The 20,779-nt window shown below is 58.4% G+C and carries 18 protein-coding genes and 1 tRNA gene; 13 read left to right on the forward strand and 6 right to left on the reverse strand.

What is annotated here, in order from left to right:
- Positions 1–60: 60 nt before the first annotated feature.
- The 8 genes from FIU92_RS11905 to FIU92_RS11940 all read left to right on the forward strand — a co-directional run bounded on the left by FIU92_RS11905 (position 61) and on the right by FIU92_RS11940 (position 8,546).
- Entirely contained in the window at positions 61–729 is a 669-nt protein-coding gene (locus FIU92_RS11905) for a nitroreductase (RefSeq protein ID WP_254705304.1), read from the forward strand.
- Between the two features lie 43 nt (positions 730–772).
- A complete protein-coding gene (dtd, locus tag FIU92_RS11910; protein ID WP_152458786.1) occupies positions 773–1,210 on the forward strand; it encodes a D-aminoacyl-tRNA deacylase in 438 nt (145 codons plus the stop codon).
- Positions 1,210–2,313, forward strand: coding sequence for a glycerate kinase (locus tag FIU92_RS11915; protein ID WP_152458787.1), 1,104 nt, complete (start codon positions 1,210–1,212; stop codon positions 2,311–2,313). Before dtd ends, FIU92_RS11915 begins: the two co-directional genes overlap by 1 nt.
- A 237-nt stretch (positions 2,314–2,550) precedes the next feature.
- Positions 2,551–4,137, forward strand: a complete 1,587-nt coding sequence (locus tag FIU92_RS11920; RefSeq protein ID WP_152458789.1) for an ABC transporter substrate-binding protein — start codon at positions 2,551–2,553, stop codon at positions 4,135–4,137.
- A 15-nt stretch (positions 4,138–4,152) separates the two neighbouring features.
- Positions 4,153–5,109, forward strand: a complete 957-nt coding sequence (locus FIU92_RS11925) for an ABC transporter permease (RefSeq protein WP_152458791.1) — start codon at positions 4,153–4,155, stop codon at positions 5,107–5,109.
- Entirely contained in the window at positions 5,106–5,921 is an 816-nt protein-coding gene (locus tag FIU92_RS11930) for an ABC transporter permease (protein WP_152458793.1), read from the forward strand. The genes FIU92_RS11925 and FIU92_RS11930 overlap by 4 nt, the downstream gene beginning before the upstream one ends.
- On the forward strand, positions 5,918–7,555 hold the full coding sequence (locus tag FIU92_RS11935) for an ABC transporter ATP-binding protein (protein ID WP_152458795.1): 1,638 nt from the start codon (positions 5,918–5,920) through the stop codon (positions 7,553–7,555). Before FIU92_RS11930 ends, FIU92_RS11935 begins: the two co-directional genes overlap by 4 nt.
- 154 nt (positions 7,556–7,709) lie before the next feature.
- Positions 7,710–8,546 carry an alkaline phosphatase family protein gene (locus tag FIU92_RS11940; protein ID WP_152458796.1) on the forward strand — a complete coding sequence of 279 codons (837 nt, stop codon included), beginning with the start codon at positions 7,710–7,712 and terminating at the stop codon, positions 8,544–8,546.
- 23 nt (positions 8,547–8,569) lie between these two features.
- On the opposite strand, the gene FIU92_RS11945 is transcribed toward FIU92_RS11940, so the two are convergent.
- The 6 genes from FIU92_RS11945 to FIU92_RS11970 form a co-directional block, all read right to left on the reverse strand.
- A complete protein-coding gene (locus tag FIU92_RS11945) occupies positions 8,570–9,373 on the reverse strand; it encodes a class I SAM-dependent methyltransferase (protein ID WP_152458798.1) in 804 nt (267 codons plus the stop codon).
- 98 nt (positions 9,374–9,471) lie between these two features.
- Positions 9,472–10,395: an alpha/beta hydrolase gene (locus tag FIU92_RS11950; protein ID WP_152458800.1), complete on the reverse strand. Its 924-nt coding sequence runs from the start codon at positions 10,393–10,395 to the stop codon at positions 9,472–9,474.
- A 12-nt stretch (positions 10,396–10,407) separates the two neighbouring features.
- A complete protein-coding gene (locus FIU92_RS11955; protein ID WP_152458802.1) occupies positions 10,408–12,297 on the reverse strand; it encodes an acyl-CoA synthetase in 1,890 nt (629 codons plus the stop codon).
- 160 nt (positions 12,298–12,457) lie between these two features.
- On the reverse strand, positions 12,458–14,278 hold the full coding sequence (locus FIU92_RS11960) for an ABC transporter transmembrane domain-containing protein (RefSeq protein ID WP_152458804.1): 1,821 nt from the start codon (positions 14,276–14,278) through the stop codon (positions 12,458–12,460).
- Between the two features lie 129 nt (positions 14,279–14,407).
- Positions 14,408–14,481 (reverse strand) — tRNA-Gly (locus FIU92_RS11965).
- Positions 14,482–14,574: 93 nt separating this feature from the next.
- Positions 14,575–15,447, reverse strand: coding sequence for a MurR/RpiR family transcriptional regulator (locus tag FIU92_RS11970; protein WP_152458805.1), 873 nt, complete (start codon positions 15,445–15,447; stop codon positions 14,575–14,577).
- 103 nt (positions 15,448–15,550) lie between these two features.
- On the opposite strand from FIU92_RS11970, the gene FIU92_RS11975 reads away from it, so the two are divergent.
- The 5 genes from FIU92_RS11975 to FIU92_RS11995 all read left to right on the forward strand — a co-directional run bounded on the left by FIU92_RS11975 (position 15,551) and on the right by FIU92_RS11995 (position 20,738).
- On the forward strand, positions 15,551–16,336 hold the full coding sequence (locus FIU92_RS11975; RefSeq protein WP_254705305.1) for an N-formylglutamate amidohydrolase: 786 nt from the start codon (positions 15,551–15,553) through the stop codon (positions 16,334–16,336).
- Positions 16,337–16,352: 16 nt separating this feature from the next.
- Complete coding sequence (locus tag FIU92_RS11980) at positions 16,353–16,871, forward strand: TRAP transporter small permease subunit (protein WP_152458809.1); 519 nt, start codon at positions 16,353–16,355, stop codon at positions 16,869–16,871.
- Positions 16,871–18,196, forward strand: coding sequence for a TRAP transporter large permease subunit (locus FIU92_RS11985; protein ID WP_152458810.1), 1,326 nt, complete (start codon positions 16,871–16,873; stop codon positions 18,194–18,196). Before FIU92_RS11980 ends, FIU92_RS11985 begins: the two co-directional genes overlap by 1 nt.
- Positions 18,197–18,263: 67 nt before the next feature.
- A complete protein-coding gene (locus FIU92_RS11990) occupies positions 18,264–19,295 on the forward strand; it encodes a TRAP transporter substrate-binding protein (RefSeq protein WP_152458812.1) in 1,032 nt (343 codons plus the stop codon).
- 90 nt (positions 19,296–19,385) lie between these two features.
- Positions 19,386–20,738, forward strand: a complete 1,353-nt coding sequence (locus tag FIU92_RS11995) for a glutamine synthetase family protein (protein ID WP_152458814.1) — start codon at positions 19,386–19,388, stop codon at positions 20,736–20,738.
- The last annotated feature ends 41 nt before the right edge of the window (positions 20,739–20,779 follow it).

The following is a 20,779-nucleotide window of genomic DNA, read 5'->3' on the forward strand; positions in this document are numbered from 1 at the left end:
CTTGAACATCCCCGGCTTCTCACCCATCCTGCCGCCGGCTGCCCCGGAGGAGAAGACGACGTGACCCTGGCCGACCTGAACACGCTTCTGACCGCGCGCCATTCCTGCCGCGCCTTTCGGCCCGACCCGGTGCCACGTGGTGACATCGAACAGATCGTGGCCAGCGCGTCGCGGGTGCCAAGCTGGTGCAATGCGCAACCTTGGCAATTGGTCGTCACCAGCAAAGACGAAACCGACAGGTTCCGCGACGCGATGTCAAACGAAGCCAGGAACGGCACGCCGGCCCCCGATCTTCCTTTTCCCGTTTCCTACTCCGGCGTGTATCAAGACCGGCGCCGGACGTGTGGCTGGGCGCTTTACAGCGCGGTTGGCATAGAACGGGGGGACCGCGAAGGATCGGCTCAGCAAATGATGCAGAACTTCGCCCTCTTTGGCGCACCACATTGTGCCATCATCTCAAGCCCGGTAGAGCTGGGACCTTATGGTGCAATGGATTGCGGCGGCTTTGTCACGGCTTTTGCGCTCGCCGCTCAGGCTTTGGGCGTGGCAACCATCCCGCAAGCGGCATTGGCGGCGTACAGCCCTTTTTTGCATCAGTATTTTCAGATCCCCGATGACCGGTTGATCCTGTGCGCAATTTCCTTTGGCTATTCGGATATGGATCATCCTGCAAACAGCTTTCGTACGGAACGCGCGGCATTGGGTGACTTTGTGGACTGGCGCGGCTAAACCATCGCTCAGGCAGGCTCAACGTTTCGGGGGGAGGAACCAAGTGCGCGCATTGCTGCAAAGGGTGACACAGGCCAAAGTGTCGGTGCAAGGCACCGTCATCGGCAAAACTGGTCCCGGGCTCATGATTCTAGTCTGCGCCATGCAGGGCGACAGCAAGGCACAGGCAGAAAAACTGGCCGAGAAAACCGCAAAACTGCGGATTTTCAAGGATGACGCCGGCAAGATGAACCGCTCGCTTCTGGATGTTGAAGGCTCTGCTTTGGTGGTCAGCCAGTTCACACTGGCGGCGGACACCTCCAGCGGCAATCGCCCCGGATTTTCAAACGCAGCCCCGCCCGAGTTGGGAGAGCAATTGTACAAGGTCTTCGCAGAGCACCTTGCCGCGCAGGGTATCGCGGTGGAAACCGGGCAGTTCGGCGCGGACATGGCGGTTGAGCTTGTAAATGACGGGCCGGTCACGATCTGGGTGGAGAATTGATGGATATTGAAAAGCAAGCTGTCAGGTTGTGGCAGGCCGGTGTTGATGCCGTCGGCGGGTATAAGGCCACCCTGGCCGCCTTGCCTGATGTCCCGAAACCAGACCGTATTCTGGCCGTGGGCAAACCCGCCGCAGCCATGGCGCGGGCTGCGCTGGAGCATTTCGGCGCCATCCCCACGCTTGTGGTCACCAAAGACGGGCATGGCCACGACCTGCCGGCCGGGGTCGAGGTGATCGAAGCGTCACACCCCGTTCCGGACGACCGCAGCCTGGCGGGCGGACGGGCACTGCGCCTGGCCATGGAACAGATGGGGCCCGGATCACATGTTCTGCTGCTGGTCTCGGGCGGCGCGTCATCCCTGGCCGAGGACCTGCTTCCCGGAACATCGCTGGCGGATCTCGAGGCGTTGAACCGCGAACTGTTGTCCAAAGGGCTGGATATCCGCGCAATGAATGCCGAGCGGCGCAAGCTGTCGCGCATCAAGGGCGGCGGTCTGCTGTCCCATTTCGCCGGAGACCGCGCCACTGTTCTGGCGATTTCGGATGTGCCCGGAGACGATCTGAACGTCATCGGTTCCGGGATCGGAGCATTGCCCGACAAGCATTCCTTTGCTGCCAGCACCCGGATCGTCGCTTCAAACGCGCATGCCCGCAATGCCGCTGCCAAAGCAGCGGAAACAATGGGGCTGAGGGTTTTGACCAATGATGAGGCCTTGCACGACGACTATTTGCAGGTCGCGGCTCGTCTTGGGCCCATGCTGCGTGGAATGGAAAAAGGCGTGATGATCTTTGGCGGAGAACCGACCGTGGTCTTGCCTGATTACCCGGGACGTGGTGGTAGAAATCAGGCCCTTGCGCTTGCTTTGGCAAAAGAGATCGCGGGACAAACGGATCTTGCGGTGATTGTGGGCGGCACCGACGGCACGGATGGCCCGACCAATGCGGCGGGTGGAATCATAACAGGGACAACCTGGGGTGAGGGCGCCGAACGCGCCCTTCAAAACGCCGATAGCGGGTCTTTCCTGGAAAAAGTCCAAGGCCTGCTGACAACCGGGCCAACCGGCACCAATGTCATGGATCTGGTTGTCGCGATACGTGGATGAATTGACGCTTATCATGCCGCTTTGGCCCGCAATCGACCAGAAACTACCCGAAAATGCAGAATGTACCTGAACACCCACTCAGCAATTGCCGCGAACCGGACAACAAAGCGAAGGCTTCGGCCTTCGGCATTTAGGAGAAATAACCTTGCCCGGTTCACGGAAATAAGCCAACGTTGACTCATGCGTCAACAAAAAGCCCCCCAAGGGGCCGGAACCACTCAATAGGGAGAACACTCAATGAATGAACAAATAACGCATATGGCCGGTCAGGTCACAGCCGGGAAGATGACTCGCCGCGAATTCATGGGGAAAGCCGCGGCCCTGGGTGTTTCGGCGGCGGTGGCCAGCACGATGTTCGCAGACGCAGCACGCGCGGCTGGCCCGAAAAAAGGCGGTGACCTGAAATTTGGCCTTCAGGGTGGCGAATCCACCAACTCGCTTGATCCAGCGACCTATGCCAGCTCGGTTCCGTTCCAGAACGGCAAACAGTTTGGCGACCAGCTTGTGGAAGTTGCACCCGATGGGTCCATCGAACCGCGTCTGGCGGAAAGTGTCGAAGGCAGCGCGGATGCCAAGGTTTGGACGTTCAAACTGCGTCAAGGTGTCGAATTCCACAACGGCAAAACCATGACCAGCGAGGACGTGCTGAAGACAATGCAGCGCCACTCGAACGAAGACTCCAAGTCTGGTGCCCTTGGTATCATGAAGGGCATCGAGTCGATGAAAGCCGATGGCGACAATTTCCAGGTCACTCTGTCCGAGCCAAACGCTGACCTTCCGTATCTGATGGCCGACTACCACCTGATCATTCAGCCCGATGGCGGCATGGACAATCCCGGAGCAGGTATCGGAACCGGACCATACAAGGTGGAAGTAGACGAACCCGGTGTGCGCCACTTGTTCACAAAATACGAGAACCACTGGAACTCTGATTTTGGTAACTTCGACAGTGTTGAAGTCGTGGTTATCAATGACGCAACAGCGCGTACCGCTGCATTGCAATCGGGTCAGGTCCACGCCATCAACCGTGTTGAACCAAAGGTCGCTGACCTGCTGGGGCGCGCACCCAATCTGACCGTGCACTCGACCGCTGGCCGCGGCCACTATGTCTTTATCATGCACTGCGATACCGCACCGTTCGACAACAACGAACTGCGCACGGCCCTGAAGTATGCCATCAACCGTGCGGATCTGGTGGACAAAGTACTCCGCGGCTATGGCTCGATCGGTAACGACATGCCGATTAACGCAGCCTATCCACTGTTTGACGAGACAATCGAACAGCGCGAGTTCAGCGTGGAAAAAGCCGCCGAGCACTACAAGAAGTCCGGTCATGACGGTTCGCCGATTATTCTTCGTGTTGCAGACGGTGCCTTCCCGGGTGCCGTGGATGCCGCAGCCCTGTTCCAACAGACAGCGGCCCAAGCTGGAATTCCCCTGGAAATCAAGCGCGAGCCAAATGACGGCTACTGGTCCGAGGTTTGGAACGTACAGCCCTTCTGTGCCTCTTACTGGGGCGGTCGTCCGGTGCAGGACCAGATGTATTCGACCGCGTATCTGTCGACGGCTGACTGGAACGATACACGTTTCAAAGTTCAGGCATTTGACGACCTGCTGTTCGCGGCTCGTGCAGAACTGGATGTCGAGAAACGCAAGGGCATCTATAGCCAGATGGGCCGCATGGTCCGTGATGAAGGCGGTCTGATTTGCCCGATGTTCAACGATTTTGTCGAAGGTGTCAGCAACCAACTGGATGGTTGGGAAAGCGACCCGACACAGGAAATGATGAACGGCAACATGTCCCGCAAAATGTGGTTCGTCTGATACGGGCATCGGATAATGCATCCTATCATAAAACTGGTTTCCCAGCGCCTCGCGCTGGGAATTCTATTGCTGTTCGGCGCTTCGGCCTTGATTTTTGGCCTGACCGAAGCTCTTCCCGGAGACGCCGCGCAAGCCGTCCTGGGGCAGTCCGCAACCCCCGAGGCCTTGGCCAACCTTCGCGAAGAAATGGGCCTGAACCGCCCGGCCCTGACCCGTTATTTTGAATGGCTGGGCGGCATCGTTCAGGGCGACCTTGGCCAATCGCTGACCAACAAGCTTGATATTGCCGAGAGCATCGGAAAACGCCTCGGGAACACGTTGTTCCTGGCTTGTGTCGCGGCAATCGTGTCCGTCCCGCTTGCGATCTTTCTGGGTCTGCTGGCTGTCCGGTTCCGCAATCGCTGGCCCGACAAACTGATTTCCGCCGTCACGCTGACAACGGTTTCCATCCCCGAGTTCCTGATCGGCTACGTCGTGATCTACTACATCTCGGTCAAACTGGGATGGTTTTCCTCGCTTGCGATGATCAACGACTCGATGTCGTTCTGGCAAAAGCTGAACGCGATTGCGCTGCCTGCCTTCGTTCTGACACTGGTGGTCCTGGCGCAGATGATGCGGATGACCCGCGCTGCAATTCTGAACCTCATGCAATCAGCCTATATCGAAACGGCCGAACTCAAGGGCCTGAGCACGTTTCAGGTCATCGCGCGGCATGCCTTTCCCAACGCAATTTCGCCCATCGTGAACGTTGTCATGCTGAACCTCGCCTACCTCGTTGTCGGCGTCGTCGTGGTCGAAGTCGTGTTCGTCTATCCCGGCATGGGGCAGTACCTTGTGGACGCCGTGACCAAGCGTGACGTGCCGGTTGTTCTGGCCTGCGGCGTGGTGTTCGCGGCTGTTTACATCGGCCTGAACATGGTCGCGGATATCGTCTCGATCCTCGCCAACCCAAGACTGAGGCATCCGAAATGAAAAACATCCCTATTTCGGCTCTGATTGGCCTCATATTCACCGGCGCCTATTTCTTCGTGGCCATTGCTGCCCCGTTGATCGCGCCTTACGGGATGGCAGAAGTGGTCGGCGATGTATGGGAGCCGGCCAGCGCCGAACACCTGCTGGGCACCGACAATATCGGCCGTGACCTGCTGACCCGCATGATCTATGGCGGTCGCACCACGATCTTCATTGCCGCCGCAGCGACATTGCTCAGCTTCTTGACCGGTACATCGCTTGGTCTTCTGGCCGCCGTTCTGGGCGGTTGGGCGGATCAGGCGCTTAGCCGGACGGTCGATCTGATCATGTCGATCCCTACGCTGATCCTTGCGCTGGTCATTCTGGCCATCGTTCCGGTCACTGTTCCGATCCTGATCCTTGTCATGGGGCTTTTGGATGCGACACGCCCTTATCGCCTTTCGCGCTCCGTCGCCGTGGATATCAACGTGATGGACTATGTCGAAGCCGCCAAATTGCGTGGTGAGGGGCGGACATGGATCATCTTCCGGGAAATCCTGCCGAATGCATTGTCACCGCTGGTGGCCGAGTTCGGCCTGCGGTTCATTTTCATGGTGCTGTTCATCTCTACCCTGTCCTTCCTGGGTCTCGGCGTTCAACCGCCGCTGGCCGACTGGGGTGGCATCGTGAAGGAAAACAAGGACGGCATCGTGTATGGCATTGGCGCGGCCCTGTACCCCGCGGTGGCCATCGCGACGCTCGCGATCTCGGTCAATCTTGTGGCCGACTGGATCCTCAACCGTACTACATCGCTGAAAGGAGGTCGGGGATGAGTGATACCCTTCTCAAGGTCCGTGACCTCAAGATCGGTGCGACCGTTTACCCACCGGGTGAGAAACCCCATGACATCGAAATCGTGCACGGGGTCAGCTTTGACCTTGAGCGCGGCAAGGTATTGGGGCTGATCGGTGAATCCGGCGCTGGGAAATCCACCATCGGTCTTGCCTCGATGGCCTATGGCCGGGGTGGCGTTGAAATCACCGGCGGCGAAGTCTGGGTCAACGGGCGCGACATCCTGAAATCATCGCATGGCGATATTCGGAATCTGCGCGGGGGCGAGGTTGCCTATGTCTCGCAATCTGCCGCCGCGTCGTTCAACCCGGCCAAGAAGATCATGGATCAGGTTGTCGAAGCGGCTGTCGAGCACAAGAAGTTTTCGCGCAAAGAGGCCGAGGCCCGCGCGCGTGAGCTGTTCGCAAAGCTGGGCTTGCCTGACCCTGACAACATCGGCAACCGTTATCCGCACCAGGTTTCGGGCGGTCAGTTGCAGCGTTGCATGACCGCATTGGCACTGTGTCCTGAACCCGATCTGGTGGTGTTCGACGAACCGACCACGGCGCTGGATGTTACCACCCAGATCGATGTTCTTATGGCGATCAAGGATGCCATACGCGATACCGGCGTTGCCGCTTTGTACATCACGCATGACCTGGCGGTTGTTGCGCAGGTCAGCGACGATATCATGGTTTTGCGGATGGGTGACACAGTCGAATACGGCAGCACCGATCAGATCATCAACAACCCACAGGAAGAATATACTCAGGCTTTGGTCTCGGTGCGTTCGATCGAGCACGAAGAAAAGCAGCCCACACCGGAACCACTGCTTACCGTTGACGGGATCACCGCGCGCTACAAGGGGCTGAACTTCGACGTGCTGCATAACGTCAATGTCGAGCTTCATCCGGGGCAGACGCTGGCGGTCGTGGGCGAATCCGGTTCGGGCAAATCCACGCTGGCCCGGGTGATCACCGGCCTGTTGCCGCCGCGCGATGGCGAGATCCGTTTTGCCGGTCGCACGCTGTCGCCGGACCTTGCGGGGCGTTCTCGCGAGGATCTGCGCGAGTTGCAGATGATCTATCAGATGGCGGACGTGGCAATGAACCCACGCCAGACCGTCGGCACCATCATCGGCCGCCCGTTGGAGTTCTATTTCAACATGCGTGGCGCTGAAAAGCGCAAGCGGATCATCGAGCTGTTGGATGAGATCGAGTTGGGCGAAAAGTTCATCGACCGCTATCCTGCGGAACTGTCCGGAGGTCAGAAGCAGCGTGTCTGTATCGCCCGGTCACTGGCAGCCAAGCCCAAGATGATCATCTGTGACGAGGTCACTTCGGCGCTGGATCCGCTGGTGGCAGACGGCATTCTCAAACTGCTGCTGGATCTGCAGAAGATCGAGGACGTGGCTTATCTGTTCATCACCCACGATCTGGCGACGGTCCGCGCGATCAGCGACAGTATCGCGGTGATGTATCAGGGGCGCGTGGCACGTTATGGCTCGAAGAGTCAGGTGCTGAGCCCGCCCTTCGACGATTATACCGACCTGCTGCTCAGTTCGGTGCCTGAAATGCATCTGGGCTGGCTGGAAGAGGTTGTCGCCCATCGCAAGATGGAAAGCGCCGGCAACTGATCCGGTTCGTGACATTTCGATGAAGGTTTGAAATCCCGGCACCTTGTTTGAAGACAGGTGTCGGGATTTTGCTATTGGGGGCGCAAAGTGGCAGCCCGAGGACGTCAAATCTCTTAGGGTCGCCGGAACGCAATGTCTCTCAAAGGGCCTCGACATGGACCGCAAGCTACTTCTCATCATTCTGGACGGTGTCCCCTATTGCAACTTTCGTCGCCTGTTCGGCAATCTCGAAGGCTGGGTCGACAGCGGAGAAGCACGGCTTTGGAAACTGCGCGCGGTGCTGCCTTCGACATCGGCCAGTTGCTATGCGTCGATCCACACGGGCGTGACGCCGCAAGAGCATGGCTGCACCGGAAATGGAAACGTCTTCCGGCTGAGCCACAAGGACGTATTCAGCCAGGTGCGTGAAGCCGGTGGGGTGACCGGGGCGGTGACACACAGCTATTGGTCGCAGTTCTTCAACCGTCATCCCTTCGATTACGTCCGCGACATCGAATATGACGAACCCGAAAGCGCGACGATCAACCATGGCCGTTTTCACAGCATGACGGGCTATGGCAAAGCCAATCAGATGACGCCATCCGATGTCGACCTGTATGCCACTCTGACCAATCTGTGCCTTCGTTTCGGGCTGGACTATGGCATTCTGCACACCTGCACGCTGGACAGTATGGGCCACCGTTTCTTCCACGATTGTGAAGAAATGGATCACGCTTGCTTTGTCGCCGACGAGATGCTGGCCCCTTTCATCCCCCGCTGGCGCCAGTTGGGATATGAAGTGATCGTCACCGCGGATCACGGCCAGGACGAGCGTGGGCACCACGGCGGGCGCGGCCCGCTGCAACAGGAAACGGCGCTGTATTATTTCGGCGACGCCGAAGGACCGGACTCCGAGACCGTCATAAGCCAATTGCAATTGGCCCCGACCATTCTGAGCCGAATGGGCGCCCCCATTGCAGAGACAATGAAGGCCGAACCGTTTCTGCGGTAACACGCAAGCAGCTTCGGGGCCGCTTATGCGGCCTTCGCAGCTACCACTGTCGCAAACACCTGATATCCATAAAGAGACCCGTTTCGAGCACGTCTTTCGTGCTCGGCCACAAGCCCTTCTGCCAGTTCTTTTCCGATATCACCCCGCTCGTACATTTGCTTGGTGGTCAGGGCGACCCAAGGCAACATCTGCTCGGCTGTCGAGACAACTCTGCTCTGCACGTCAAAATGTTGCATGGAAAGTCCGGCATCGGAAATCATTGACCTGAGTTTTGCGACGATAAAAGGATCGGTCACAAACTCGCGCACAAACTCCTTTGCGCATATATCCAGTGGATCATTCGGAAAAGCATTGAAGGTCGCTTTTGAGAAATCAGCGTCACAGACGATCAAGATCCCATCGGGTTTCAGCACTCTGAAGGCCTCGGCAACCAACGATTTGGGGTCTTCTACATGCGTGAGCACCGTGTGCATGATAACCGCATCGACGGCATCATCCTCCAGCGGAAGCGCGGCACCGTCTGCAACCTTGAAAGTCAGGTTCGAATACTCCTTGGCCCGCGTGTTGGCTTCCGAGACAAATCCTTTCGAAGGTTCGAAACCTATGACCTTCGCCGGGTGGCAGTGTGATGCGATGCGACGTGTGACGGCGCCTGCACCGGCGCCGACCTCGACAACCGTCGATGCATCCGTGACGTTCAGATGACCCAGATACGCGGCCACGATCCGCTCCATCGTCGGGTCTGCTTGCCGCTGGTCCATCGAATCCGCAAACAGCTTGATGAATTCAGGCCCTGCGGCATCGACGTTCTGAAAGGGGTCGGCCATAAGGTAAGATTTCCTCGGATAATTTGAGGGAGCTTACCACAGCCAGCCGATTTTCGGCATACAGGCCCCAAAAGGACCCGAGCCTTCAAATCACTGCATCAGTCGTAGGACCAGATCCCCTGCCCCAGCGCTTCTATCGCAACCGAGATACGCTCAAAACTGTCGGCCGCACGTTTCACCGCGGTTCGTGCGCGCAGATAGCCGTGCACAAGACCGAATTCATTGATCCAGTGGGCCTGCCCGCCCGCCGCATTGATCCGACTGCAATAAATTTGCCCGTCGTCACGCAGCGGATCGCAATCAGCCGTTACAACCACGGTCGGTGGCAGGTTTGAATAGTCACTGTCCTGCAATGGCGCATAGGTCGGATCGCCCTGGGGCGGATCGCCCGCGCATCGGACGGTTTCATAGAACCTGATTTCATCCAACGTCAGCAAGGGGGCCTGGGCATGTTCCTGGTAGGACCCCTGACTGCGGTCCCCTCCGAGGCCCGGATAGATCAGCACCTGCCCCAAGATCCCGTCCAAACGCCCGCGCGCGTAGTGGGATACGGCAGCAGCCAGATTTCCACCGGCGCTGTCACCGGCCAAAATCAAAGGGTCTCCGAATTCATTTGCCGCCCAGTTCGCAGCGCTCCAACAGTCATCAAACTGTGCCGGGTGCACATGTTCAGGGCACAGCCGGTAATCGACGGCGACGACCCGGTACCCGGTTTGGTTGCATAATTCAGCGCAAACATCGTCGTGACTTTCCAGACCACCAACAACGAAACCGCCACCATGAAAATAGATGACGGTTCGGGTTGGTTGCCCGGCAGAGTAAATTCGAACCGGAACACCATCGGCCGCCCGGTCCTGAGTTTCAACGCCAGCCGGGCGTGGTTGGCGAAAGTCCTGACACATGGTGTCATAGACACGGCGCTGATCCTCGATCGACAGCTCGACCGCGTCATCGGGATAGCTTTCGGCCGTGCGACGTATGAACGCCCAGGTTTCTTCGTCGATCAGGCGTTCATAGTCCATTGTCCCTCCGGCTTATTCAGACCACTCCCATGGCCGGGTGTATACGCCCAGCACTTTTGCAACATCGTCTTCCGAAGATCCGTTCGCGTCAAGCTGCGCGACAAGGCCGCGTTTCTTATCATCAATGACGGAAACCACCCGCGCCGCCAAACCGGCATCCTCGAGGGCGCCGTTGTAGATACGAGTGATGGCCTGTTTCCGAAGTTCAGGCTTGAACACCTTGCCAACGGCCGTTTTGGGCAGCTCATCCAGAATGGTCATGTGCTTGGGTTGCGCCGCACGTTCATGCACGTGAACCTTGCAGTAATCCATCAGCTCTTTTTCGGTGACAGACGCGCCCTCGACCAGTTCGACAAAGGCGCAGGGAACTTCACCGGAATGCGCATCCGGCTGGCCGATGGCACCGGCAAAAGCGACGGCCTCGTGACCCAGCAAAGCCTCTTCGATCTCGGCAGGGTCGATGTTGTGACCGCCACGAATGATCAGGTCCTTGGCGCGACCGGTGATCCATAGATACCCATCTTCGTCGAAGCGCCCCAGATCGCCCGTGCGCAGGTACTTGTCGAAGTGATACAGGTTAACGTTTTTGTCGGCCTCAGTGTAGGTATTGCCCGCATAGACACCAGGGTTCGAGATGCAGATCTCACCGATTTGATCAGTGTCGCACTCGGTCGGTCCGTCTGGCCCATCCTGCAAGATCTTGACGTCTGTATAGGGGAACGGAATACCGATCGATCCGATCTTTTTCTCACCATCCACCGGGTTGCACGAAACCAGACATGTGGCCTCTGTCAGACCGTACCCTTCGACAATGGTGACGCCGGTCGCTTCTTCAAAGCGGCGGAACAGTTCCACCGGCAGCGGGGCCGAGCCCGAGAAGGCCGTTTTTACGCTTGAGATATCGGCATCGACAGGGCGCTGCATCTTGGCTGAAATCGCGGTTGGCACGGTGATGATGAAGCTCACCTTCCAACGCTCGATCAGCTTCCAGAAATTGTCGAACACCCCGTCGCCGCGATATCCCTGTGGCGTCGGGAAAACCACATGGGCACCGGATGATACGGCCGCCATCACAATGACATGCACCGCAAAAACGTGGAACATGGGCAGCGGGCACATGATGACGTCGTTTTCGTCAAACAGAAGCGTGTTCCCCAACCAGCCGTTGTAGATCAGGCCGGAATACTTGTGCTGCGCCACCTTCGGCATACCCGTGGTACCGCCGGTATGGAAATAACAGGCGACACGATCTTCCTTGCTGTCTTCAAACGTCAGCGTCGTCGGTTGCTTGGCCAGTTCCGTGTGGAAGTTCTTGTAATCCGCATGGGCAAGCTTTTCCTTGTCGCCCATCTTGGGGCGCAGAAACGGCACCAGCCATGATTTGGGCGGGGTCAGATACCGGTTCAGGTCGATTTCCAGAATGGTATTGACCTTGGGTGCGTGGCGCACCGCCTCTTCGACCTTCTGCGCGACATCTGTTTTCGGGAAAGATTTCAGCGTCACCACGACCTTCGCGCCGGTCTCGCGCAGGATCGCGGCGATCTGTTCCGGTTCAAGCAAGGGGTTGATCGGATTCACGATCCCCGCAACCGCGCCGCCCATCATCGTGACCAGTGTTTCGTTGCAGTTGGGCAGCACATAGGCGACCACGTCCTTTTCACCCACACCCAGCGAGCGGAACAGGTTTGCCGCCTGGTTGACCTGAGCCAGAAGTTGCGACCAGGTCAGGGTCTCGGCCTTGTCCTTCGGGCCCGAGAACAGTTGGAAGCTCATGGCATTGTGGTTGGGGAACTTCCCTGCGGTGCGCGACAAAAGCTGATGGAAGGTGACGGGCAAATCCCGATCCTCCCACGGCATTTCCTGTTCCATGCGCTTCTTGTCTTCCAAACCCACAAAGGCCATGTGGTTCCTCCCGTATTATTCTCCCGCGTTTTGCGCGGGCTTGTTGTTCGCAACCAAGATGGAAGCAAAACGAACCTCGCGCAAGCGAGGCCTTAGCCTTCAGGGGGAGTAAAATGTAGAATGACGCTACGGCGAATTCGCAAGTGCCGGAGCGTCACTCTTATTCTGCGGCGACACCATCGGTGAACTGCAACCGGGCAAGGCGTGCATACAGCCCGTCCTGAGACACCAGATCCTCGTGGCGGCCTTGTGCCACGATGCGGCCTTCCTCCAGCACGATGATGCGGTCGGCTTTCTTAACGGTTGCCAATCTGTGCGCGACGATCAGGGTCGTGCGGCCGGCGCGCATCTTGTCCACCGCGCCCTGCACTGCGCGTTCGCTTTCCGCATCCAGCGCCGAGGTCGCCTCGTCGAGCAGCAGAACCGGCGCGTCGCGCAGGATTGCGCGGGCAATGGCAATACGCTGCTTCTGCCCGCCAGACAGCATGACACCGCGTTCGCCGACAAAGCTGTCATATCCTTGGGGCAAGGCCGCAATAAAATCATGCGCGGCAGCGGCCCGGGCGGCGGCCTCGACTTCTGCATCCGAGGCGTCCAGACGGCCAAAGCGGATGTTTTCCCGCGCGGATGCAGCAAAGATCACAGGATCCTGAGGCACCAGAGCCATGTGGCGGCGGAAATCTGACCGGTTGATGTCGCGCAGATCAAGACCGTCCAGCGTCACGCGGCCCGAGTTCGGATCATAGAACCGCTGGATCAGTTGGATCACGGTTGTTTTTCCTGCCCCGGATGGCCCGACGAATGCGACCGTCTCGCCTGGCTTCACCAGAAGTGACAGATGATCCAGTGCAACCGTATCGGGCCGCGCGGGATAGCGGAAGCTGACATCTTCAAACCGGATTTCGCCCTGAATGTTCTTGGGAAGCGCTTTGGGATTGGCAGGGTCGGTCACGGTATCTTCTGCATGCAGCAGCTCGACCAGACGTTCGGTGGCCCCTGCGGCACGCTGAAGTTCGCTCCAGATTTCGGACAGGGCGGCGACCGAGCCCGCCATGATGATCGAATAGATGACGAACTGGATCAGAACGCCTTCGGTCATCACGCCATTTCGCACGTCATTGGCACCCATCCACAGAACGCCCACGATACCCGAGAAAACCAGGAAGATCACGATCACCGTCAGCACCGCGCGGGTCTGTATGCGGCGCAGCGAGACGGCATAGGATGTCTCGGTCATCTCACTGAACTGCTGGCGGCTGGCCTGTTCATGAGAAAATGCCTGAACGGTCTGTACCGCGCCCAATGCCTCACCCGCGTTGCCGGACGAGGCCGCGATCCAGTCCTGATTCTCGCGGCTGATCACGCGCAGACGGCGACCAAGTACAAGGATCGGCACGATGACCACCGGGATCAGCAACAATACCAGCCCGGTCAGCTTGGCGGATGTCAGCAACATCAGAACCAGCCCACCGACGAACATCAGTATGTTTCGCAGGGCAATGGACACGGACGAGCCGAGAACAGATTGGATCAGCGTCGTGTCAGTGGTGATCCGGCTCAGCACCTCACCGGTCATGATTCGCTCATAGAATTCCGGGCTCATACCGATGACCCGATCAAACACCGCCTTGCGGATATCGGCCACTACCCGTTCGCCCAGACGGGTCACAAGCGCATACCGAATACCGGTGCCCACGGCCAGAACGGCAGCGATGACCAGCGCGGCCAGAAAATACCAATCCAGAAGCTCTCCATCCTGAATTCGGAAATTGTCGACCACGCGCCGCACCGCCAATGGCAGCGTCAGGGTCATGCTGGCCGTCAGAATCAACGCCAGCGTCGCGCCGATCATCAGGAATTTGTAGGGTTTCATGAACGGCCAAAGCGAGGCCAGAACCCCAATCTTCTTTGAACGGGCGCGTTCCTCGGAGGCTCCGGGCGCTGCGGTATGCGTTGGCTTGCTGGCGGCTTGTCTTGCCATGTCTGGCCCTTGTATCCTGAACCGTACTGAGTGACCGCTTTCTTGGAGGTAGCGGCAGGTATGGTCAAGCATCACAACCGCAATCGGCAGGTCGAAAGGGCCATTTGACGCAGAATTTCAAGGAAGGCGTGGAGCGGGTAGACGGAATCGAACCGACATAGCCTGCTTGGAAGGCAGGGGCTTTACCATTAAGCTATACCCGCAAATGGTTTGCGCTGGTTAAGTCATGCTTTCGGGATCGTCAAGCCGGAAGTGGCAAATTTAGTGGCGCAATTTTTCCGACACTGCTCGGCCCGTCAGTCCTGATTGCGAAATATCCGGGTCGAGGAAAAGAACCGCTCCAGTTCTTCGATCCGCTCCTTGCTTTCTTCCCAACGCGCCTCCTGCACTTCGGCAATCAGCGTTTCCGAGATCAACTGCAAGGCAATGGTCGAATCCCAACTGGAGGGCGCCTCGACCAGTGCGTGGAAGGAATAATTGGCAGTCTTTCCGATCGGCGAACCCCATTGGTCCGTAAACAGAACAACGGTGACGCCGCGGCCCGAGGCAACCTGTGCCAGCTTCTCCAGATGCGCCTCGTAACGGCGGATGTCGAAGATCACCAGAACGGATGATTCATCCATATCCAGAAGGTATTGCGGCCAGACATTCGCCGAATTGCCCAGCATCGTGACGTTGGGCCGAATGATCTGCATGTGATTGAACAGGTAATCCGCATTTGACCGCGTGATGCGGCCACCTACGACGTAAAGATGGCGCTCTGTCTCGGCCAGAAGACGCGCGACGGCATCGAACATCTCTTTGTCCAGACGTTCCAGCGTGTGGCGCATGTTGGTCCACACGGCCTGGGCAAAGCGCGTCGTCGGATGTTCTGCCTCATCATCCACAACCCAGGCGTCCCGTTTCGAGATCGGCTTTTTGATCTGCGCCGCAACCTCTTCGCGCAGCGCATCCTGCAAGTCGGGGAACCCGTCAAACCCAAGCTTGCGCGCCATGCGAATAACGGTCGGGGTCGAAACCTGCGCCGCAGCGGCCAGCTTGGTGATCGATTGCAAACCGGCCATCGGATAATCCTGCAACAGGACCGAGACCAATTGACGTTCAGACCGTGTCAGATCGTCCAGCTCATCCTGAATCCTCTGTTTGACAAGTTTGGCAACGGTGGCCATCGGCGCCCTCGTTTCTTGAATTTGTTACAGAATATGTTCGTTTGAAATTTTGTCTACAGAAATTTTCTTGACAGGTGAGAAGTTGCTGTAACAAATGCTACCTATGTGTCACGAGACCGAGTCATCATTGCTTTTGCCGACCGAAGCCCCGGCAGCCCGCGTGCTCAATGCGCACGGTCGCGCGCCTGCTGTGCTGATATGCGAACATGCAAGCCGGTTTATTCCGGCCGCGCTGGATGGACTGGGGCTGGATGAGGCGGCGGCCAGCTCTCACGCGGCCTGGGACATCGGCGCGCTGGACCTGTCGGTGGAGCTGATGGGCGCTTTGGATGCGCCGCTGGTCCACTCGCGCGTCAGTCGCCTTGTTTATGACTGCAACCGCCCGCCCGAACGCGAAGATGCCATGCCGCAGGTCAGCGAAGTGTTTTCCATTCCCGGCAACATGAACCTGACAGATGCTCAGCGCGCCCAGCGGGTTCGCGACGTGTATGAACCTTTCAAAACGCTGGTTTCATCCACTTTGGACGAACGGCCTGAACCTCCGGTTGTCATCACGATCCACAGCTTCACGCCCGTCTACAAGGGAACCCCCCGAACGGTAGAGCTGGGGATTCTTCATGACGAAGACGACCGCGCCGCGCAGCTGATGCTGAGCCACGCGGAAAGTTCGGGGTTGCGCGTGGCTTTGAACGAACCTTACTCGGCCACGGATGGCGTCACGCACACGTTGCGCGAACACGCGGTCCGGCGCGGGCTTCCAAATGTCATGATCGAGGTTCGAAACGATCTGATCGACACGGCAGAAGGCGTAAACCGCATTGCGGGATTGCTGACGCCAATTCTGCAACCGGTCATCCAAGACTTATCGCACGCAGAGGCGAAACCATGAGAGCAGAGGTATCGGGATGAATTTCATGCGGGGATACGTGGCGGTCATTGACCGCACGAACCGCTGGATCGGGCGCTTTGTCATGTACGGCATCTTCGTCATGATGGGCATCCTGCTCTGGTCCTCGATCTCGAAAACCTTTTTCCTGCCATCGCTCTGGACCCTGGAAATGGCCCAGTTCGCAATGGTCGCCTATTACATTCTGGGCGGCCCCTATTCGATCCAGATGGGGTCCAACGTCCGCATGGACCTTCTGTACGGCGAATGGTCCGACCGTCGTCGCGCGTGGACGGATGCGATCACCGTCCTTTTCCTGATCATCTACCTGGGCGTGATGATCTACGGCGGATACGACTCGCTGAGCTATTCGCTGCAATATGGCGAACGCAGCCCGACCGCGTGGCGACCATATCTGTGGCCAATCAAGGTCATCATGGTCGTGGGCCTGTTTCTGATGTTGCTTCAGGCGATCTCGGAACTGTTCAAAGATATTCTGCGCCTCAGGGGCGATGACATCCCGCGCGAGGTGATCTGATGTCGTACGAATTGATCGCCATCCTGATGTTTTCGACCATGATGCTGATGCTGCTGACCGGGCAGCGCGTTTTTGGCGCGATTGGTTTTGTTGCCGTGATGGCCGCCCTGTTTCTGTGGGGGGATCGCGGCGGCTACGACATTGGTTTTTCGGCCGCCATGAAACTGATGAAATGGTATCCGCTGCTGACCCTGCCGATGTTCATCTTCATGGGCTATGTTCTGGCCGAATCCAAAATTGCAGACGATCTGTACAAGATGTTCCACGTTTGGATGGGCGGCCTGAACGGTGGGCTCGCGATTGGCACGATCGGTCTTATGGTGCTAATTTCGGCCATGAACGGGCTGAGTGTCGCAGGCATGGCCATCGGCGCGACCATTGCGCTGCCGGAACTTCTGAAACGCGGCTATGACAAGAAAATGGTGACCGGGGTGATACAAGCCGGATCGTCATTAGGTATTCTTGTGCCACCCTCCGTCGTGCTGGTTCTTTACGCGATGATCGCGCGCCAGCCAGTCGGGCAGCTCTGGCTTGCCGGGCTGCTTCCCGGGCTAATGATGGCCGCAATGTTCATCCTTTACATCGTGATCCGCTGCCGCATCAACCCGGCCTTGGGGCCTGCCTTGTCCGCCGAGGAGCGCGACGTGCCCATGGCAGAGAAACTGCGCCTGTTGCGTGCGGGCCTGCTGCCCTTGGGCATTTTTGCCGCGATGATGGTGCCCTTCGTCAACGGCTGGACCTCGCTGGTCGAAAGCTCGGCCATCGGTGCGTTGACGGCGTTCGCCGCGGCCATCCTCAAGGGCCGTATGACACGTGAGGTTTTCGAGACATCTGTCCGGTCGACGCTGGGCATCACCTGTATGTTCATGTGGATCATCCTGGCTGCGCTTGCCTTTGGCGCTGTTTTCGACGGCTTGGGGGCCGTTCGGGCAATCGAGAACCTGTTTACCGAACGGCTGGGCCTCAACCCGTGGGTGATCCTGATCTTGATGCAGCTCAGCTTTATTCTGATGGGCACGTTTCTGGACGATACGGCCATGCTGGTGATCGTCGCGCCCTTGTACGTGCCGCTCGTGGGCGCATTGGGGTTCGACCTGATCTGGTATGGGGTTCTGTACACGATCACCACCCAGATCGCCTATATGACACCGCCCTTCGGCTACAACCTGTTCCTGATGCGCGCGATGGCGCCGCCAGAGATATCGCTGCGCGACATTTACGGTTCGATCCTGCCCTTCGTGATGGTGATGACGCTGGCGCTGGCGATCATCATGACGTTCCCGCAGATCGCGCTGTGGCTGCCTGAATTCATCTACAACAAATGATCCCGGTTCGAACCGGGGCGTCGCGGGCAATCCCCGCACAATCGAAACTGACCAACGGAGAGAGAGAATGACGAACAGACGTACATTTCTGAAAGGTGCCGCGGCCGCTCCCGTCGCTGCTCTGGCGACGCCTGCACTGGCGCAATCGACCATCAGATGGCGGATGCAGACCTATGCCGGCCCGGCGCTGGCCGAACACGTGATCGACCCGGCCATCAAGATGTTCAACACGATCGCCGGTGACCGGATGCAGATCGAGCTGTTCTATGCCGACCAGCTGGTTCCGACGGGCGAGCTGTTCCGTGCCATGCAGCGCGGCACGATTGATGCCGTGCAGTCGGATGATGACTCGATGGCGTCGCCCACCGAGGTCACCGTGTTCGGCGGCTATTTCCCCTTTGCCTCGCGCTATTCGCTGGACGTACCGGTTCTGTTCAACCAGTACGGGCTGAACGAGATCTGGGACGAGGAATACTCGAAAGTCGGCGTCAAGCACATCTCGGCCGGTGCCTGGGACCCGTGCCACTTTGCAACGAAGGACCCGATCAACAGCCTGGCGGATCTACAGGGCAAACGTGTGTTTACCTTCCCGACCGCGGGCCGCTTCCTGTCTCAGTTCGGCGTTGTGCCGGTCACCCTGCCCTGGGAAGACATCGAAGTCGCGGTTCAAACCGGCGAGCTGGACGGTATCGCGTGGTCCGGCATCACCGAAGACTACACAGTCGGCTGGGCGGATGTGACCAACTACTTCCTGACCAACAACATCTCGGGTGCCTGGGCCGGTTCGTTCTTTGCCAACATGGACCGCTGGAACGAGCTGCCCGAAGATTTGCAGACCCTGTTCCGCGTCTGCACCGATCAGTCCCACTATTATCGTCAATGGTGGTACTGGGGCGGTGAAGCCAGCCTGCGCGTCAACGGAGACAAGATGCAGCTGACGTCGATTCCGGACGAAGAATGGGCGACCGTCGAAGCTGCGGCCGTTGCCTTCTGGGACGAGATCGCAGCCGAATCCGAAACCAAGGCGAAGGTTGTTGAAATCTTCAAACAGTACAACGCCGACATGCTCAAGGCTGGACGGCCCTACCGCTACGGCTAAGACTTGGCCAAGCGACCCGCCCCTTGCATGGGGGCGGGTCTGACTGAACGAATGGCCGATGAAGGATTTCGGCAAAGACAAAGGTGGCACATGCTCACGTTCGAACATCTGAAAACGCAGGTATCCGAAGGTTCGGTTGATACGGTTCTGGTCTGCATGGTGGACATGCAGGGCCGGTTGATGGGCAAGCGTTTTCACGCGGGCCATTTCGTGGCAGGCGCATGGGAAGAGACCCATTGCTGCAACTACCTGTTGGCCACCGATCTGGAGATGGCGACACCTGATGGCTATGCCTCGACCAGTTGGGAACGGGGCTATGGCGATTATGTCATGAAACCGGACCTCAGCACCCTGCGCCCGGTGCCGTGGCTTGAAGGCACGGTGATGGTGATGTGTGACGTGCTGGATCATCACACGCACGAGGAAGTGCCGCACGCGCCGCGCTCAATCCTGAAAAAACAGGTCAGCCGTTTGAAAGCCATGGGCTATGACGCCATGACGGCGACCGAGCTTGAGTTTTTCCTGTTTGAGAAAAGCCTTGACCAGATCCGCAAGGAAGGTTTCCGGGATCTGGAGCCGATCTCGGGCTATAACGAAGACTATCATATCCTTCAGACCACCAAGGAAGAGCATGTGATGCGTCCGATCCGCAACCATCTGTGGGATGCGGGCATTCCGGTTGAGAACTCCAAAGGTGAGGCCGAGACCGGGCAGGAAGAGCTGAACATCAAATACGCACCCGCGATGGAAACAGCCGAGTATCATTCGATCGCCAAGAACGCTGTGAAAGAGATCGCGTGGCAACATGGTCACGCAGCGACGTTCCTGCCGAAATGGCACCACGAGAAAGTTGGTAGCTCGTCCCATGTGCACCAGTCACTATGGGCGGATGGACAGCCTGCCTTCTATGACGCCGGGGACGATCTGGGCATGTCGGCGCTGATGAAAAGCTATATGGCTGGGCTGCTGAAATATGCCCCTGATTACACCTATTTCATGGCACCTTACATCAACAGTTATAAACGCTTCATGAAAGGCACCTTCGCGCCAACGCGGATCATCTGGTCCGTGGACAACCGCACCGCCGGGTTCCGCCTGTGCGGTGACGGCACCAAGGCCGTACGTGTCGAGTGCCGTATTCCGGGCTCAGATATGAACCCCTATCTGGCGATGGCTGGCATGCTGGCGGCAGGGATCGCGGGCATCGAGGAAGGGCTGGATCTGCAACCGCCGACCAAGGGCGACGTTTACCAGGGTGAGACTGCGATGATCCCGGGCAACCTTCGCGCCGCGCGGGATGCGCTGCACGGATCGGTCATGTTGCGCGCGGCCATGGGAGATGACGTCGTCGACCACTATACCCGTGCCGCGGAGGTCGAGATCGAGGAGTTCGAACGCGTGGTCACGGATTGGGAAATCGCCCGCGGATTCGAGCGGGCGTAAGGTCGGGACGCGCTGGGGGCTCTGCCCCCAGACCCCCGGGA

The sequence above is a fragment of the Ruegeria sp. THAF33 genome (assembly GCF_009363615.1).
Classification (GTDB): Bacteria; Pseudomonadota; Alphaproteobacteria; order Rhodobacterales; family Rhodobacteraceae; genus Ruegeria.